The organism is Serratia sp. DD3, from assembly GCF_000496755.2.
The window spans coordinates 33,651-49,217 of record NZ_AYKS02000012.1 but is presented as its reverse complement, the minus strand read 5'-3'; the positions used below and the strand labels follow the sequence as shown (position 1 = coordinate 49,217).

At 52.8% G+C, this 15,567-nt stretch carries 15 protein-coding genes; 11 read left to right on the top strand and 4 right to left on the bottom strand.

The features are described from left to right. Positions 1-19: 19 nt before the first annotated feature. Entirely contained in the window at positions 20-1,363 is a 1,344-nt protein-coding gene (hpaX, locus tag IO95_RS01140; RefSeq protein WP_037383418.1) for a 4-hydroxyphenylacetate permease, read from the bottom strand. A gap of 440 nt (positions 1,364-1,803) precedes the next feature. On the opposite strand from hpaX, the gene IO95_RS01135 reads away from it, so the two are divergent. The 10 genes from IO95_RS01135 to IO95_RS01090 all read left to right on the top strand — a co-directional run bounded on the left by IO95_RS01135 (position 1,804) and on the right by IO95_RS01090 (position 9,880). After that, positions 1,804-2,271 carry a MarR family winged helix-turn-helix transcriptional regulator gene (locus tag IO95_RS01135; protein ID WP_023489943.1) on the top strand — a complete coding sequence of 156 codons (468 nt, stop codon included), beginning with the start codon at positions 1,804-1,806 and terminating at the stop codon, positions 2,269-2,271. Between the two features lie 346 nt (positions 2,272-2,617). Beyond that, complete coding sequence (locus IO95_RS01130; protein WP_037383415.1) at positions 2,618-3,739, top strand: amidase; 1,122 nt, start codon at positions 2,618-2,620, stop codon at positions 3,737-3,739. A gap of 101 nt (positions 3,740-3,840) precedes the next feature. Continuing rightward, positions 3,841-4,968, top strand: a complete 1,128-nt coding sequence (locus tag IO95_RS01125; protein WP_023489945.1) for an acyl-CoA dehydrogenase family protein — start codon at positions 3,841-3,843, stop codon at positions 4,966-4,968. A 23-nt stretch (positions 4,969-4,991) separates the two neighbouring features. Next, complete coding sequence (locus IO95_RS01120; RefSeq protein WP_023489946.1) at positions 4,992-5,351, top strand: hypothetical protein; 360 nt, start codon at positions 4,992-4,994, stop codon at positions 5,349-5,351. A 10-nt stretch (positions 5,352-5,361) separates the two neighbouring features. Continuing rightward, positions 5,362-5,886, top strand: coding sequence for a nuclear transport factor 2 family protein (locus IO95_RS01115; protein WP_023489947.1), 525 nt, complete (start codon positions 5,362-5,364; stop codon positions 5,884-5,886). 16 nt (positions 5,887-5,902) lie between these two features. Then, positions 5,903-7,204 (top strand): Rieske 2Fe-2S domain-containing protein, encoded by a 1,302-nt coding sequence (locus IO95_RS01110; protein ID WP_023489948.1) that lies wholly within the window; start codon positions 5,903-5,905, stop codon positions 7,202-7,204. Then, positions 7,204-7,686: an aromatic-ring-hydroxylating dioxygenase subunit beta gene (locus tag IO95_RS01105; RefSeq protein WP_051791061.1), complete on the top strand. Its 483-nt coding sequence runs from the start codon at positions 7,204-7,206 to the stop codon at positions 7,684-7,686. The genes IO95_RS01110 and IO95_RS01105 overlap by 1 nt, the downstream gene beginning before the upstream one ends. Before the next feature lie 10 nt (positions 7,687-7,696). Continuing rightward, a complete protein-coding gene (locus IO95_RS01100; RefSeq protein ID WP_023489950.1) occupies positions 7,697-8,437 on the top strand; it encodes an SDR family NAD(P)-dependent oxidoreductase in 741 nt (246 codons plus the stop codon). Between the two features lie 17 nt (positions 8,438-8,454). Continuing rightward, positions 8,455-9,387 (top strand): PDR/VanB family oxidoreductase, encoded by a 933-nt coding sequence (locus IO95_RS01095; protein ID WP_023489951.1) that lies wholly within the window; start codon positions 8,455-8,457, stop codon positions 9,385-9,387. 10 nt (positions 9,388-9,397) lie between these two features. Then, the gene (locus tag IO95_RS01090) at positions 9,398-9,880 is read left to right on the top strand and encodes a flavin reductase (RefSeq protein WP_023489952.1); all 483 of its coding nucleotides are present in this window, start codon (positions 9,398-9,400) and stop codon (positions 9,878-9,880) included. Positions 9,881-10,094: 214 nt separating this feature from the next. On the opposite strand, the gene araA is transcribed toward IO95_RS01090, so the two are convergent. From araA to IO95_RS01075, 3 genes are read right to left on the bottom strand one after another with little or no spacing between them, the layout of a single operon-like run. After that, the gene (gene araA, locus IO95_RS01085) at positions 10,095-11,594 is read right to left on the bottom strand and encodes an L-arabinose isomerase (protein ID WP_037383397.1); all 1,500 of its coding nucleotides are present in this window, start codon (positions 11,592-11,594) and stop codon (positions 10,095-10,097) included. 15 nt (positions 11,595-11,609) lie between these two features. Beyond that, entirely contained in the window at positions 11,610-12,308 is a 699-nt protein-coding gene (locus IO95_RS01080) for an L-ribulose-5-phosphate 4-epimerase (RefSeq protein ID WP_023492631.1), read from the bottom strand. Next, the gene (locus IO95_RS01075) at positions 12,305-13,996 is read right to left on the bottom strand and encodes a ribulokinase (protein ID WP_023492632.1); all 1,692 of its coding nucleotides are present in this window, start codon (positions 13,994-13,996) and stop codon (positions 12,305-12,307) included. The genes IO95_RS01080 and IO95_RS01075 overlap by 4 nt, the downstream gene beginning before the upstream one ends. A gap of 362 nt (positions 13,997-14,358) precedes the next feature. On the opposite strand from IO95_RS01075, the gene IO95_RS01070 reads away from it, so the two are divergent. Beyond that, complete coding sequence (locus IO95_RS01070) at positions 14,359-15,342, top strand: arabinose ABC transporter substrate-binding protein (RefSeq protein WP_023492633.1); 984 nt, start codon at positions 14,359-14,361, stop codon at positions 15,340-15,342. Positions 15,343-15,567 lie beyond the last annotated feature (225 nt).

Genomic DNA, 15,567 nt, shown 5'->3' with positions numbered 1-15,567 from the left:
CTCAACACACTCGACCTGATTATGGGGCTGCTCTAGGTCGGCTGCTCTTCATGGGGATCAGCGAGACCACCACCGCACCCAACACCAGAAAACTGGCTACCAGATAAATTCCCGCATTGAAGCTACCGGTAACATCCTTCAACCAACCCATTAAAAGTGGGCCTAGCGCAGCACCAGTCATCCCCGTGGCATTGATAACCGCTATACCGATAGCACGTGCCCGCAGGCTAATGGATTGATCGGGCGTGGTCCAAAAGATCACCATCGCGGAAAACGCCCCGGTGGAGGCCATAATAATCCCCAGTAACTGCAACAGACTGGTCGCGCCGAATGCGGTAAACATCCAGCCTGCCGCAGCAAAAAGATAGGGTAGCAGCGTATGCATTTTGCGTTCCTGCAAACGGTCTGAGCGTTTACTCCACCAAATCATCCCTATAATGGTACAAACCTGTGGAATTGCACTGAGAAAACCAATTGTGATGTTGCTGCTGTTCTGATTAAAACTCTGCAAAATCAGTGGGGTCCAAACGCTTAAGGCACTTAGCGTGTTGGTCAGGCAGAAGTAAGCCAAAGTGTATAGCATAATCGCCGGGGTAAACAGCTCACGCCACATGCTTCCGCTTTGCAACGCGGTATAGCTGGTTCTCCCTTGAGGTTGTACCAGACTCAACTTGTCTGCCTCCATCATTTCATGCAAACAGGCTTTGTCGTCCTCGGTTAACCATTTCGCCTTAGTGGGGCTATCATCAAGATAAAACCAGACTACCACCCCCAGTAGTACCGAAGGAAAACCCTCCAATAGGAACAACCATTGCCAGCCACGGAGAGCTAGCAGGCCATCCATGCTCAATATGTAGCCCGATGCCAGCGAACCTAGCGCCATAGTGACCGGCATCGCGATCATGAACAGGGCGTTGGCCCGCGCGCGATAGTAGGCAGGGAACCAGTAGGTGAGATACAGCAATAAACCGGGTAAAAAACCAGCCTCGGCAATACCAACCAGCATTCTCAATACATACAAGCTGTTAGGGCCAGTGGCGAACATCGTTGCGGTAGATGCCACGCCCCAGATTACCATGATGATCGCAATCCAGCGCCGCGCACCGACGATCCCTAGCATGATGTTGCTGGGAATGCCGAACACCACATACATCACATAAAACAGGGTAGTCGCTAGGCCAAACATGGTGCTCGTCAGGCCAATATCTTTCCCCATGGTCAGACCGGCAAAACCAATGTTTATGCGGTCCAGATAGGAGAAAACAAACAGGATGAATAGAAATACTAGCAGACGACGAAAAAGCTTATTAATAACGGCCTGTTGGCGGGCATTCAGCCGTGCATCATTGGCTTCAGGAAGCATCGGCGGGTCACATTGTATCTGCTCAGAAGAGGGGCTACCATTCATGATATCTCCGCAATAAGGGTTATGGGTGTTGAAAATCCGGTGCAGGCACTCAGACAGACGCTCCACAGCGTTATCAGCTTGCAGGGAATATATAATATTTTGATATTCCTATTAAAATGGCCATCCCCAGAGATATCCATGGGCCATTTATTTTTCCTTATTGCTTAATTCGACACCAAAACATGGGCTCACTTATAGGAAGGAATATATTCAGATAGCAACTGGTTTCTTAGTGAATGATACAAAAATGTTAACTGTGTTGCATTTTTGTATCATTTATGTGCGATATTCGGCCAAAACACGATGGCGATCGGTAGGGAAGGGCTGTAATGCTATAGCCACTTAGCATTAGCAGCTATAATCAGCGTGAAAATACTCCCTCAGTAAGGAAAATCATGAGCCAAATACCCGATAGTCCGTCTCAGGAAGATTCGGTTTTTCACCGTGAGGAATTCCCGTTTTACTGGATCGTCAATGTCTATGCGCGTTATACCCAAATCATGGAGGTCACGCTCAAGAAGGTTCAACTGGATGTGTCACGTTTTCGGGTGCTGGTTATTACCCGGCTGTATGGCAGTGCCAGCATCTCGCAGATTTCCGAGTATGCGATGGCTAAAATGCCGACAGTCACCAAAATTGTTGGACGGCTGCGTGACGATGGATTAGTGACGACCGTCAGCAGCGAACGGGACGGCCGCGTTACTGAGGTGACACTCACCGCTGCCGGCAGGGCCAAAGTGGAAGAGGCACACCGCCTGACGCAGAAAGTATTTGAAAAGGCATTCAAGGGTATGACAGCTGCACAGAAAGAGAAAATGAACCAGTCTCTTGGGCGAGTCTTGGGCAATCTCAACGAGCTTTGATATTCTCCCCATAGTACCTTGATCGCAAAACTGTGATCAAGCGAACAAAATACAATCTAACATACTGTAAAAAAAGACTTTAAAACTGCCGTCTGGGATTTTCTCCCCGACGGTTTTTTTGTTGGAGAATCATCTTATTTTCCATTTTATTCATGATGATAGCTTATTAAGTATGTAATTCTAATGTTTATTAATTGTTGCTTAAATGTAATATTTACGTGAAGTATTACTTGAATTTTCATCTAAATCCTCCATGATTGATTTATCGGCAATCTGCATAAGAAACGTACCAACAGTTATTTCCAGGACAGATACGTTTTTTAAATCCAAGGTGGCAATGGCAATGATGAACCATTTTAGTAACAGCAATGCCTACATTGAAAGATTCACCCTAGGGCAAGGCGACCTGCTCTTTGCGGTGAAAGATACCCTTGATGTCACAGGATATGCCACGCAGGCAGGGTGCCGAGCTCTCGCATCTGCACCTCCGGCGCAGCATCATGCGCAAGTGGTTGGCTCCCTACTCAATCAGCACTGTATTCTGAAGGGAAAAACCACGCTGCATGAGTTGGCATTTGGCGTTACCGGGATTAATCCATGGAGCGGAACCCCGCTGAATCCTCAATATCCAGAGTTAATCCCCGGTGGTTCTTCCAGCGGTTCGGCAGCGGTAGTGGCCGCTGGCGATGTGGATTTTGCCATAGGCACCGATACTGGTGGTTCGGTTCGTCTGCCTGCGGCCTGTTGTGGAGTCCTGGGGCTAAAACCAACCTATGGCCTGCTCAGCCGCCAGGGGGTTACGCCAGCACAGAGTTCGTTAGACTGTGTAGGTTTTTTCGCTCGTCGGGCTGACGTGTTGCGCCAGGTGTTGAGCCGCTTGGCCATTCAGCCGAGCAACAGGCTGTCAACACTGCCACCAATAGGGGTGATTAGTGCCGCCGCTCCGTCTATCGACGCGTTAATTCTCCAACGGTTAGAGCAAGCTGGAGCCAGGCTGTCTCCCATCTTGCTACCAGAGCTTGACGAAGCTCACCTGGCGGGAATGACGATCATTAGTCATGAAAATTGGCAAGCGTTTCACCCACTACTGGAGTTGGATGGCATCTCCGATGATGTTGCCACCCGCCTGCGCTCCGGAGAAACGGTGAAGGTCGCCGAACTGGCCGAAGCTGAACGCGTGCGGCAGAGTTTCAGCGATCGGCTCGATACGCTGCTTGCCCGCACTCCGCTGATGGCCTTGGCCACTCTGCCAGAACTGCCACCGACGCTGTCCGAAGCCCGCGACCCGCTCAGCATGGTCAGCCTGACACGGCTGGTTCGACCTTTCAATCTCAGTGGGCACCCGGCAATTTCGATCCCAATCGGCGAGATTGATGGGCGCCCAGTAGCGCTCCAACTAGTCGCCAGTAAAGGATTAGACCCTCTGCTCGTTGAGGCTGCGGAGTACCTTCTCGCCAGACTCCACTGACCGCACTGCTCTTTATTATTAGATTAATCAACTCAGTAAGTACGGTTTACTGCGGCAGCACTCGGCTGCTCGCTAACCACAAAATCACCCAGGAGGAAGCCATGTCAGCTCTACATATTTGTGAAGATATCGCTCCATTACTGAATGATATTGCAGCTCACAGCGTGGATTTTGAGCATCAACGTCATATTTCCGCCGATATTATTGCTCGTTTTAAACAGATCGGGGTTTACCGTGCGCTAGTGCCTAAGGTTTACGGCGGTGATGAATGTTCTCCGGCACAATTTTGTGAATTGGTTGAACAGATTGCTACCGCCGATGGTTCGGCTGGGTGGGTCGCGAGCTTTGGTATGAGCCCGTTTTACCTTGGCGCGTTGCCCACCGATACGTTGCAGGTTCTGTATCGTGACGGGCCGGACGTCATCTTTGCCGGGGGCATATTTCCCCCTCAGCGAGTACCGCAGATAGATGGTGGCTACCGGGTAAGCGGGCGCTGGAGCTTTGCCAGTGGCTGCATGGGGGCTTCCATCTTTGGTGTAGGCATCATGCCGGAAGGCGGACAATCGCTACCACGTATGGCGGTGTTACCGAAACGCAGCGTGCAGATAGATCCGACCTGGCACACCGTGGGGCTGGCGGGCACCGGTAGCCACGATCTGGTGGTGAATGATGTGTTTGTCCCGCACGAGTGGACCTTTACTCGCGGCGCAGCACTCAATCTGGATGGGCCGTTGTACCGCTATCCGGTGCTCTCCCTGGCGACACAGGTGCTGTCGGTGGTGGCGCTAGGTGTGGCGCGCGCAGCGCTGAATGAAATCTATTCCATTGCTCATCGCTCACAGTCGGTCACCGGTGCGCCGCAGTTAGCCGAACGGCCACAGGCTCAGATCCAGATTGCCCACTGCGAGGCTGAGCTGTGCTCTGCTCGCTCTTGGTTCTATCAGGCGATTGATGATGTCTGGCAAGCGCTATTGGTAGGTAACGACGCATCCTGTCAACAGATTAATGCGCTACGCCTGTCTTCTACTCATGCCACACGGGTGGCCGCAGAGGTTGCGCGTCAAGCTTTGGCACTCAATGGTATGGGTGGGATAGCACTGACAAGCCCACTACAGCGCTATGTGCGCGACACCCTGGTAATTACTCAACACGCTTTTATGGGTGACCTTTCTTATATCAATGCCGGTACGGTGTTTTTCGGCGGTAAGCCGCTGCCGGGTTATTTGTGATTTTTACTCAGAAGGAACAACAGATGAACCAATCAAACAAACTACGGGTGCTGTTTTGCATCGGCGTAAACCAGAATTTTTTTGATGCTACTGCGCCTGAAGCCAAGCAGGTATGGGCTGCCTTTGGCTCAATGATGACAGGGATGGAGGAAATGCAAGGCATTCGGGTGATTGGCAATATGGACGACGATCAAATTATGGTCGGGCCATCGTCAGGCTGGCCGTGGACGACATACGTACTGGCCGATGCCGATGCGCTGGAACACGTCAACGCGGTATGCAACTTATTCCGTACTACCCCCGTCGGCGATGGTACTTACAAGTTATGGAAATACTGCAAGATCGAAGCCCGCATCGGCCGTGAACTGATCATACAGCACTAACGGAGCCACCATGAACTTACCGGATGCTCAGCGTTTACAGCAATTAGAAGATCAGCAGGCGGTACGGTTGTGTATCAGTGACTACATGCGTCTGTGTGACGATCTCAACAACCTAGACAATGTCCATGCTGCCGGGCAGTTGTTTACCCCAGATGCCCGCTGGGAGGGAGTTGGTGAGCCTTATGCTACCCGCCTTGGTGTGCATCAAGGACGTGAAGCCATTGTGGCAATGCTGCTGCGCTATGTTCGCCAACCTGCCCACTTTGCCATGAATGCTCATTTTCTTTGCTCGGAAATGATCAACTGTGAGCAACCAAGGCGATTGCGTGGCCGTTGGCTGATGCTGCAAACCTCTGCATTCAGTACGGGGAGCGCGCACTTGAATGCGGCTGAAATTATTGCCTGGTTTGTGCACGCTGAAGACGGTATGCAGATAGCTCATTTTACTACCCGAAATCTGTTTAGCCGCCCGGTGAACCACTGGAACAGTGCCGATGAATTACCGGTACCTGATGAAAAACCGCTAATTGAATAAGTACAAGGGAATAACCATGTCTTGTCAGCACGCTATTGCAGTAAAAAACCTCGAAGCGACAGCGCCCAGCAACGCTGAGATTGCCGCGTTGGTTAAAGCAGACCGGGTACATACCTCGCTGTATACCTCCGCAGAACTGTTTGAGCTTGAGTTGGAGCGGATCTTCCGCAGAACCTGGGTATGGGTGGCTCATATCAGCGAACTACCGGAAAGCGGCAGCTTTAAGACCACTGAAATTGCCACGCAGCCGGTGATTGTGGTGCGTGACCGCAAAGGAGAAATCCGCACTCTGCTCAACCGCTGCCGTCACCGGGCGGCAACGGTATGTGAACAGCGCACGGGTAAAACCAACAGCTTTGTTTGCCCGTACCACGGTTGGGGCTATGCGCTGGATGGTAGCCTGCGTGGCGTACCGCATCCTGAAAGTTATGCTGACCAACTGGACAAAGCCGAACTGGGGCTGGTGCAGTTGCGTACCGAGCAATACGCCGGAATGATCTTTGCCACCTTCAATGCAAATATCGAACCGCTTGACGATTACCTGGGAGCGGCCAAAAAGTGGATCGATCTGTTTATGAAACAGGGAGCGGGTTATCCGGTTAAAACTGGGCCGGCTCATCGTTTCCGCTTTCCTGGCAATTGGAAAATCCAGTTGGAGAACACCACTGATGGTTATCACTTCCCCGTGGTACATCGTTCCTTTTTAAGCTCTGTCAATAAACAAACCGAAGAGATGCTCAACTTTGTCGGCGGCAGTGGTTATGTCGAAGATCTGGGCAACGGCCACAGCGTGATGGTGATGATCCCTGAGTTGGTCGATCTGGATGCTAACCTGGATGCGCCCATCCCTGAGCGCTTTCTTGAACTGGCTGAGGCACTGCGCCAGGATCATGACGAACAGCAGGTACGCCGCATTGTGCGTGCTGTCGGTGGTTCCGGGTTCAACCTGAATATCTTCCCCAATATCGCCTGTTCGATGGCGTTTTTCCGGGTGCTGCAACCGCTCTCGGTGAATGAAACTGAAATTCATCATGCGGTTATCACCATGGACGGCGGGCCGGACATTGCCAATCAGGCACGCCTACGGATGCATGAACACTTTCAGGGGCCGATGGGGTTTGGCACGCCAGATGACTCCGAAGCCTGGGAGCGGGTGCAACATGGCGCTACCGCCGGGGACAGTTTGTGGATCATGCTAAACCGTGGGCTCGCTGATGAACAGCCTACCGCCGACGGCCTGCGCAGCGATGTCAGCGCGGAAACCGGGATGAGGGCTGCCTACCAGATGTGGAAAAAACTGATGACGGAGAACTCATGATGGAAACCTCTAACGCGTTGCTGTTCAGTGCCATCAGGCTGATTAATCTGGAGGGTGATTTGCTCGACCAAGGCGACTTCAATGCTTGGTTGGCGCTCTGGCAACCTGAAGGGTTGTATGTGATCCCCATTGATCCGCAGGAAACCGATTTTAAAAATAGCCTTAACTATGCCTATGACGATCACCAGATGCGGATGAAACGGATACACCGGCTCGACAGCGGCGAATCTATTTCCACCACGCCACGCGCCCGCACGCTGCGCACACTATCGCGCTTCCGCCTACTGGAAGCAGACGAGCATCTGGTGGTGGTGCGCTGTGCTCAATCTTTGTGGGAACACCGTAAGGGCAACAGCCGACACTATGCAGCCAACGTCACTTACCACCTATTGCCACAGGGTAATCAGTGGTTAATTCAGCAAAAAACCATCCGCCTGATTAATAGCGATGATGTGTTGCACAGCATCGGTTACATCCTCTAAGGAGCAAGTCATGATACAAACCGCATTAGTCACCGGTGCTGCTTCAGGCTTGGGTAATATTATCGCGACCCATCTGTTACAGCAGGGTTTTCAGCTGGTGTTAACCGATGTGAACCTTCAACGGGTACAGCAAGCCGCTCACCTGCTGGATAGTCATGGGGATCGCGTATTAGCACTGGGGTTGGATATCCGCCAGGTGCAAGACGTTGAACAGGCACTGGCAGCCACGTTAGAGCGCTTCGGTAGCCTGGAGGTGTTGGTTAACAACGCTGCGCTGACCTTGGCAACCCCGGTGATGGACATCAAACCCGATGAGTTTGACCAGGTACTCAGCACCAACCTGCGCGGCACTTTTGTCAGTTGCCAGATCATGGGGCGTTATTTCGCCGAACGGGGCTATGGTCGAATTATCAATCTGGCCTCGTTGGCGGGGCAAAATGGGGGAACCGCCTCTGGGGCACACTATGCGGCTTCTAAGGGCGGCATTCTGACGCTGACTAAGGTCTTCGCCCGTGAATTGAGTCAGTCCGGCGTCACCGTAAATGCGATTGCACCGGGCCCAATGGATTTACCGTCGGTTCATGCGTTAGTACCACCAGAAAAGCTGGCGGGGTTATTGCAGATGATCCCGGTAGGCAAGTTGGGGGATGCCGAGTTTGTGGCGCAGGTGGTGGCGTTATTAGCCTCACCACAGGCGGCCTTTGTCACGGGTGCCACCTGGGATATCAACGGCGGGTTGTTTATGCGCTAAGGCATAAAGGAGTCAATATGTTGATATTAAATATTATTGCCCGAAAATTGCAGGGTGATGTTGTCCTGCTCACCTTGGGTGATCCAGCAGGCAGAGAGTTGCCCGGTTTTGCCGCCGGAGCACATCTTGATCTCCATCTGGGGAACGATCTGGTTCGCCCTTATTCACTGTGTAGCGATCCAGCCGATCGCTATCACTACCAACTGGGCATACTGAAAGCCACTCAATCACAGGGCGGTTCTCTGGCGGCGCATGCTTTGCAGCCAGGGGATGAAGTGCGCGTGAGCCCACCGCGCAATCTGTTTGAGCTGGAGCCCAATGCGGCTCACAGTCTATTGATTGGCGGGGGTATTGGTATTACGCCCATGCTGGCGATGGCGGCAACGCTCTATTCCGCTGGTCGATCCTTTACCCTTCATTACTGCGCCCGCAGCCGACGACAGGCCGCCTTTGTGGATATGTTGGAGCATGCCCCTTATGCCAGCCAAGTCCGGCTGTATTTCAGCGACGAGCAACGTCTGGCACTAACCCCAACCCTGACGGATGTGCCAGAAAATACCCATGTCTATGTCTGCGGCCCGCAACGCTTGATGACGGCGGTTACTGAGCAGGCGATCGTCTTGGGCTATTGCCACGAGCGTATTCACCAAGAGTGTTTTTCGGCTGAGGTGGAAATGCGGGGGATGGCCTTTGACGTCACCCTGGCCCGCAGCGGCACCCAGGTACACGTTGCAGAGAATCAGAGCATTGTCGAAGCCTTGGCGCAAGCGGGGCTGAAAGTATGTGTTTCCTGTAAACAGGGGATCTGCGGCAGTTGCTTGACCGACGTGCTGGCAGGAGAACCGGATCATCGGGATAGTTATCTCACCGATGAGGAAAAAGCGGCTAACAATTTGATTTTATTGTGTTGCTCACGCGCGAAAAGCGCGCAGTTAGTGCTCGACCTATAAGGAAGAAATGATGAGACTTCAAACTGAATTTCGTAATGCGATGGCAAAAATGGGTAGTGCAGTCTCGGTGATTACCACCGATGGCCCAGCAGGAAAATATGGTTTTACCGCCTCGGCGGTTTGCAGTGTGACCGATCAACCCCCCACGCTGCTGGTGTGCATGAACCGTAACTCTTTTGCCAACCCCCATTTCAAGCTAAACGGTACGCTGTGTGTCAACGTGTTGTCCGGCAACCATCGCGATCTATCGGGGATATTTGCCAGTGCCACGTTGCGCTCAGAGCAGCGTTTTATTCATGATAGTTGGCAAGTATTAGCCAGCGGCGCACCGGTATTGAATTCGGCCATAGCCAATTTTGATTGTACTATTCATGAATTCCACGAAGTCGGTAGTCACACGGTATTTTACTGTCAGGTACAGGCGGTACGTATCAGTGAATCCACATGTGGGCTGATATACTTCAACCGCCGCTATCATGATTTGGATGGATAACCGCAAGGCGTGAGATAGAGTGTGGCTTAATCGGCTTCCCGGCGGCTTGGGAAATTTAGCGCTTTTGATTGACAAAGTTTCACAGGGAGCAGGTTCAGAAGGGATTTCCTTTACGCTGGGGATTCAGATTGTGAGCAGTCGGTGGCGATCTACCTCGCCCTATTCAAGCTACTGCGAGAACTGCAACTTGAATAGGGCGGGAATCCAATAGCGACTAATGACAAATCTTGTAATAAACCTCATTCCACTGTAGCGCTTGTTTGAAGTCAGGAATGCGGGTTTCTTCATCAATGACCACACATTCAATGCCCATTATCTCGGCAAAGTTGCGCAATTGGGCGATATCCACCGACTGGGTAAATACTGAATGGTGGGCGGCACCCGCCAGGATCCAGGCTTCAGCACTGGTTTCCAGATCCGGCATGGCACGCCACAAGGCACTGGCCACCGGGAGTTTTGGCATTGCTTCAGGCAAATCCACCACCTCTAACTGATTCACCACCAGACGGAAGCGATTACCCATATCAATCAGGCTGGCATTGACCGCTTTGCCCGCCGGGGCGGCAAACAGCAGACGTGCTGGTGCGGCTTTGTTGCCAATCCCCAGATGCTGAGCGTCGAGCACCGGTTTGGCGGCAGCAATGGAAGGGCACACTTCCAGCATGTGCGAGCCCAGCACCAGCTTATTACCAGCTTCAAGATGGTAGGTGTAATCCTCCATAAATGAGCTGCCACCCGGCAGGCCATGACCCATTACCTTGATGGTGCGCAGCAGCGCTGCGGTTTTCCAATCGCCCTCTGCGGCAAAACCGAAGCCTTGTTGCATCAGGCGTTGGCAAGCAAGGCCCGGCAGTTGGTGCATGCCATAGAGGTCTTCAAAGGTGGTGGTAAAAGCCGAGAAGCCACCCGCAGTGAGGAACTGTTTTATTCCCAGTTCTTGCCGTGCTGCTTGATATAAATGACTACGCAGCGCGGCCCCTGGCTGTACCGCTTGGGTCAGGGTATAACTCTGCTCATATTCTGCCAGCAGCGCCTCGATATCGGCTTCGGGCACCGCGTTGATCACACTGACCAAGTCACCCACTGGGTGGTAGTTTACTTGATAGCCAAACTTGATCTGCGCTTCAATTTTATCGCCCTCGGTGACGGCGACGTTACGCATATTGTCACCAAAACGGGCGATCTTCATCTGGCGGCTATCATAAATGGCGGCGGCGATGCGCATCCAGTTAGCAATTTTGCGATGCACCTCTTCATCTTGCCAGTAACCCACAACAATGGTGCGTGGCAACCGCAAGCGAGCCCCCATAAAGCCAAACTCGCGGCCACCGTGGGCAGTCTGGTTGAGGTTCATAAAGTCCATGTCGATCTCGCTCCAGGGCAGATCGCGGTTGAACTGGGTGTGAAACTGTAGCAAGGGTTTCTGCAACTGGCTGAGCGCCGGGATCCACATCTTGGCCGGTGAGAAGGTGTGCATCCATACCATCAGCCCCACGCACTGTTCGCCGTGGTTGGCATCACGGGCGACGCGGCTGATTTCATCAAGTGTGGTGCCGGTGGGTTTGAGCACGATTTTAATGGGTAGCCCCGCGCGTTCATTCAGCAGGTTGGTGATGGTGTGAGCATGGTCGGCAACCTGTTTCAGCGTGGTGGCACCATAAAGATGCTGGCTACCCACCAGCAGCCATACTTCGAGCTGTTTCATCAATTCCATCGTTATCTCCTTGGGTTAAGCTTTTGTCTGGCCGTAGTAGGCGTGTTTGCCATGTTTGCGTTGGTAGTGCTTGTGCAGCAGATAGTTGGGCAATGGGGTCGCTTGCGGATTGATCTGGCGGGTGAGCCAGGCCATGCGTGCGATTTCTTCCAGTACCACCGCGTTGTGTACGGCATCATCGGCGTCTTTACCCCAACTGAACGGGCCGTGGTTGGCCACCAGCACGCCCGGCATGGTGAGAACTGGCGTTTGTTGCAGGGTTTCGACAATAAGATGACCGGTCAACCCTTCGTAATCTTCATCCACCTCGCCGGGGGTCAGTAGACGTGAGCAGGGGATTTCACCGTTGAAATAGTCAGCCTGAGTGGTACCAAAAATCGGGATGGCGCAGCCTGCTTGGGCCCAGGCGGTGGCGTGTGTGGAGTGGGTATGTACCACCCCCCCGAGATCAGGATAGTGCCGATAAAGCACCAGATGAGTCGCGGTGTCGGAAGAGGGGCGTAATTCCCCTTCGATTTGCTGACCGGCCAGATCAAGCACCACCAGGTCATTCAGTTGCATTTTGTCGTAACTGACACCACTGGGTTTGATCACCACCAGATTGCGCTCACGATCAATCCCGCTCACATTGCCCCAGGTAAAAGTCACTAGATGATGGCGGGGCAGATCCAGATTGGCGGTGAGTACCTGCTCTTTAAGTGTGCGAAGGTTCATCGTGCCACTCCTTGGTTGTAGAGCGGTTCTGCCGCCGCACCCCAGGCAAGGTAACGTTGATAGAGTCGCTCATAGTCAGCGACGCGTTGTGGTTGCGGCTGGTGAATGCGTTCCACAGCACTGGCCATATGCTGCTGGGCGCTAGCCACATCGGCATAAACCCCTGCGGCAACGGCGGCGAAGATGGCGGCACCCAGCGCACAACATTGGTCTGAGGCCACAACCTGAATCGGGCGGTTCATCACATCAGCACAGGTTTGCATGATGGTGGGGGATTTACGCGCGATCCCCCCCAGCGCGATCACCTGTTCTACCGCGACTTGCTGGCTGGTCATGCACTCCATAATGCTACGTGCGCCAAATGCGGTGGAGGCGACCAGCGCACCAAACAGCGTGGGGGCATCGGTACTGAGGTTGAGCCCGGTAATGGTGCCTTGCAGACGTTGGTTGGCATAAGGGGTTCGGCGACCATTAAACCAGTCAAGCACCACCGGCAAATGGGGCAGCGACAATTGTTGCTCCCAGGCGGCGGCAAGGTCGGGCAAGATTTGCTGCTTGTGCGCTTCTATGGCACTGCGCAATTCGGGATATTGCTCGGCGAGTTGGTCTAACGGCCAGCCCAACTGGCGTTGATACCAGGCGTAGATATCACCAAAGGCTGATTGGCCTGCTTCCAGCCCCACCATCCCTGGCACAGCACTGCCATCTACTTGGCCGCAGATGCCAGCGATAGCGCGTTCGCCAATGGTGGCGTGGTCGGCCATCAGGATGTCGCAGGTAGAAGTCCCTATCACTTTCACCAGCGCATGTTTGCCGGCACCTGCCCCAACGGCCCCCATATGGCAGTCAAAGGCACCACCCGCCACCACCACTTTATCACTCAGCTGTAAGCGTTCCGCCCACTCCGCTGTCAGGGTGCCAACAGGAATATCCGCCGTCCAACTGTCGGTAAATAGCGGGCTATCCAGTTGCTCGGTGAGTAGCGGATCCAGCGCATTAAGGAAGTCGGCGGCGGGTAAACCACCCCAGTCGGGGTTCCACAAAGACTTATGACCGGCAGCACAGCGCCCGCGCTTGATATCTGCCGGGGCCTGGGTGCCGCTCAAAATGGCGGGCACCCAGTCGCATAACTCAATCCAGTTGCAGGCCGCAGCCCGCACGGCGGCATCCACACGGGAAACATGCAGGATCTTGGCCCAAAACCACTCCGAGGAATAAATTCCCCCAATGTAGCGGCTGTAATCGGTAAAGCGGCCGTTATGGCAAAGTGCGGTGAACGCTTCGGCTTCTTCAATGGCAGTGTGGTCTTTCCACAACACAAACATAGCATTGGGGTTGTCGGCAAATTCCGGGCGCAGGGCCAAGACACGCCCTTGTTTATCAATCGGCGCTGGCGTTGAGCCCGTGCTGTCCACGCCGATACCGCAGATTGCCGCCCGTTGTGCTGGGGTGAGCTTATTCACCACCTGCACCACTGCCTGCTCCATCGATTCCAGATAATCGAGTGGGTGATGACGGAATTGGTTGTGCTGCGGCTGGCAATACTTTCCCGCTTGCCAGCGTGGGTAATAGACAACCTGGGTTTCCAGTTCGGCACCATCGTGGCAACGCACGGCAAGTGCTCTGACCGAATCGCTACCGAAGTCGAGTCCGATGACAATATTGTCCGGTCTGCTGTGTTCAGACATAAAGGCTCCTGACCATCAATGAAAGGATTACTAGGAAGGAACCATAGGAGATGAGGCCAATTATCGGTTAGCAATGGCTTGCTAAAAATATGGATTTAAACGCTATTGATTATGGAGAGTGATGAAGTTCTAAAATTTTTAAACATCACTTTTTTGCTAAAAATATAGACGAAATAGCTACAATTTCATGGCGTGATCATGCTCTCCATTTTTTATATTTAAAACAGCTACAACTTTATCCTCCATCTGGTGATAACAGTAACGTCATGTTTAAAAATGGCATTTTCTAGTCATTGGTTGAATAAGAGAGTGGGAAGTGCTTGGTTGACATAGGAATTAATAGAACAATTGGAGACGCTGGCATGAATAAAATAGTTAAGAGCATGATTGCGGTAGGGTTTGTTCTCGGTATGGTAAATTCTGCTTTTTCAGCAGAGACGTTGAAACTGGGTTATCTGGTTAAACAGCCAGAGGAGCCTTGGTTCCAGACGGAATGGAACTTTGCCGATAAAGCCGGTAAAGACCTCGGTTTCGAGGTGATTAAGATTGCGGTACCCGATGGTGAAAAGACGCTTAACGCCATTGATAGCTTGGCCGCCAGTGGCGCCAAAGGCTTTGTAATCTGTACCCCAGACCCGAAATTAGGCTCAGCCATTATGGCGAAAGCCAAAAGCCTGGATTTGAAAGTGATCGCGGTGGATGACCAGTTTGTCAATGCCAAAGGCAAGCCCATGGAACAGGTGCCGCTGGTGATGATGGCAGCTACCAAGATCGGCGAGCGCCAGGGGCAAGAGCTGTATAAGGAGATGCTCAAACGCAAATGGGATGTGAAAACCACCGGGGTGTTAGCCATCACTGCTGATGAGTTAGATACCGCTCGCCGTCGCGTGGCAGGTTCCGTAAGCGCACTGGAGACTGCCGGTTTCCCTGCTGCCCAGATTTATCGCGTTCCTACCAAAACAAATGATATCCCCGGCGCGCTGGATGCCGCCAACTCGATGCTGGTGCAGCACCCAGAAGTGAAGAATTGGCTGATTGTCGGCATGAACGACAACACCGTGCTGGGTGGGGTTCGCGCTACCGAAGGACAGAGCTTCAAAGCGGAGAACGTGATCGGCATTGGTATCAATGGCGTTGATGCGGTGAATGAACTATCCAAATCCACCCAGACTGGCTTCCTCGGGTCGCTGTTGCCGAGCCCGGATGTACATGGTTATAAGAGCATCCAGATGTTGCATGACTGGGTCAGCAAGGGGGAAGAACCCACCAAATTCACCGAAGTGACCGATGTGGTGCTGATCACTCGGGATAACTTTAAGGAGGAACTGAAGAAGAAAGGGTTGTGATAGACCGGGTTACGATACCCGCTTGCAATCGGGTACGGCAACTTATACCCAAAATAATTCGAGTTGCTTGTAGGCGGCCAGCGATGGACACCCCAGGAGCATAGCTGACTATGTGACTGGGGTGACAAAGTGCAGCTAACACCCAAGCGGCTTGAAGTATGAAGAGTATAGATGACCACGGATATATACCGGCATAACAGGCCATGTTATGCCGGCAATCTGGAG

Bases quoted from the DNA above. Each gene is read 5' to 3' on its own strand.
- IO95_RS01090 (WP_023489952.1), top strand. From the start codon at position 9,398: ATGAGACTTCAAACTGAATTTCGTAATGCGATGGCAAAAATGGGTAGT.
- IO95_RS01070 (WP_023492633.1), top strand. From the start codon at position 14,359: ATGAATAAAATAGTTAAGAGCATGATTGCGGTAGGGTTTGTTCTCGGT.
- IO95_RS01125 (WP_023489945.1), top strand. From the start codon at position 3,841: ATGTCAGCTCTACATATTTGTGAAGATATCGCTCCATTACTGAATGAT.
- IO95_RS01130 (WP_037383415.1), top strand. From the start codon at position 2,618: ATGAACCATTTTAGTAACAGCAATGCCTACATTGAAAGATTCACCCTA.
- araA (WP_037383397.1), bottom strand. From the start codon at position 11,594: ATGGAATTGATGAAACAGCTCGAAGTATGGCTGCTGGTGGGTAGCCAG.
- IO95_RS01100 (WP_023489950.1), top strand. From the start codon at position 7,697: ATGATACAAACCGCATTAGTCACCGGTGCTGCTTCAGGCTTGGGTAAT.
- IO95_RS01120 (WP_023489946.1), top strand. From the start codon at position 4,992: ATGAACCAATCAAACAAACTACGGGTGCTGTTTTGCATCGGCGTAAAC.
- IO95_RS01095 (WP_023489951.1), top strand. From the start codon at position 8,455: ATGTTGATATTAAATATTATTGCCCGAAAATTGCAGGGTGATGTTGTC.
- IO95_RS01135 (WP_023489943.1), top strand. From the start codon at position 1,804: ATGAGCCAAATACCCGATAGTCCGTCTCAGGAAGATTCGGTTTTTCAC.
- IO95_RS01115 (WP_023489947.1), top strand. From the start codon at position 5,362: ATGAACTTACCGGATGCTCAGCGTTTACAGCAATTAGAAGATCAGCAG.
- IO95_RS01075 (WP_023492632.1), bottom strand. From the start codon at position 13,996: ATGTCTGAACACAGCAGACCGGACAATATTGTCATCGGACTCGACTTC.
- hpaX (WP_037383418.1), bottom strand. From the start codon at position 1,363: ATGCTTCCTGAAGCCAATGATGCACGGCTGAATGCCCGCCAACAGGCC.
- IO95_RS01080 (WP_023492631.1), bottom strand. From the start codon at position 12,308: ATGAACCTTCGCACACTTAAAGAGCAGGTACTCACCGCCAATCTGGAT.
- IO95_RS01105 (WP_051791061.1), top strand. From the start codon at position 7,204: ATGGAAACCTCTAACGCGTTGCTGTTCAGTGCCATCAGGCTGATTAAT.
- IO95_RS01110 (WP_023489948.1), top strand. From the start codon at position 5,903: ATGTCTTGTCAGCACGCTATTGCAGTAAAAAACCTCGAAGCGACAGCG.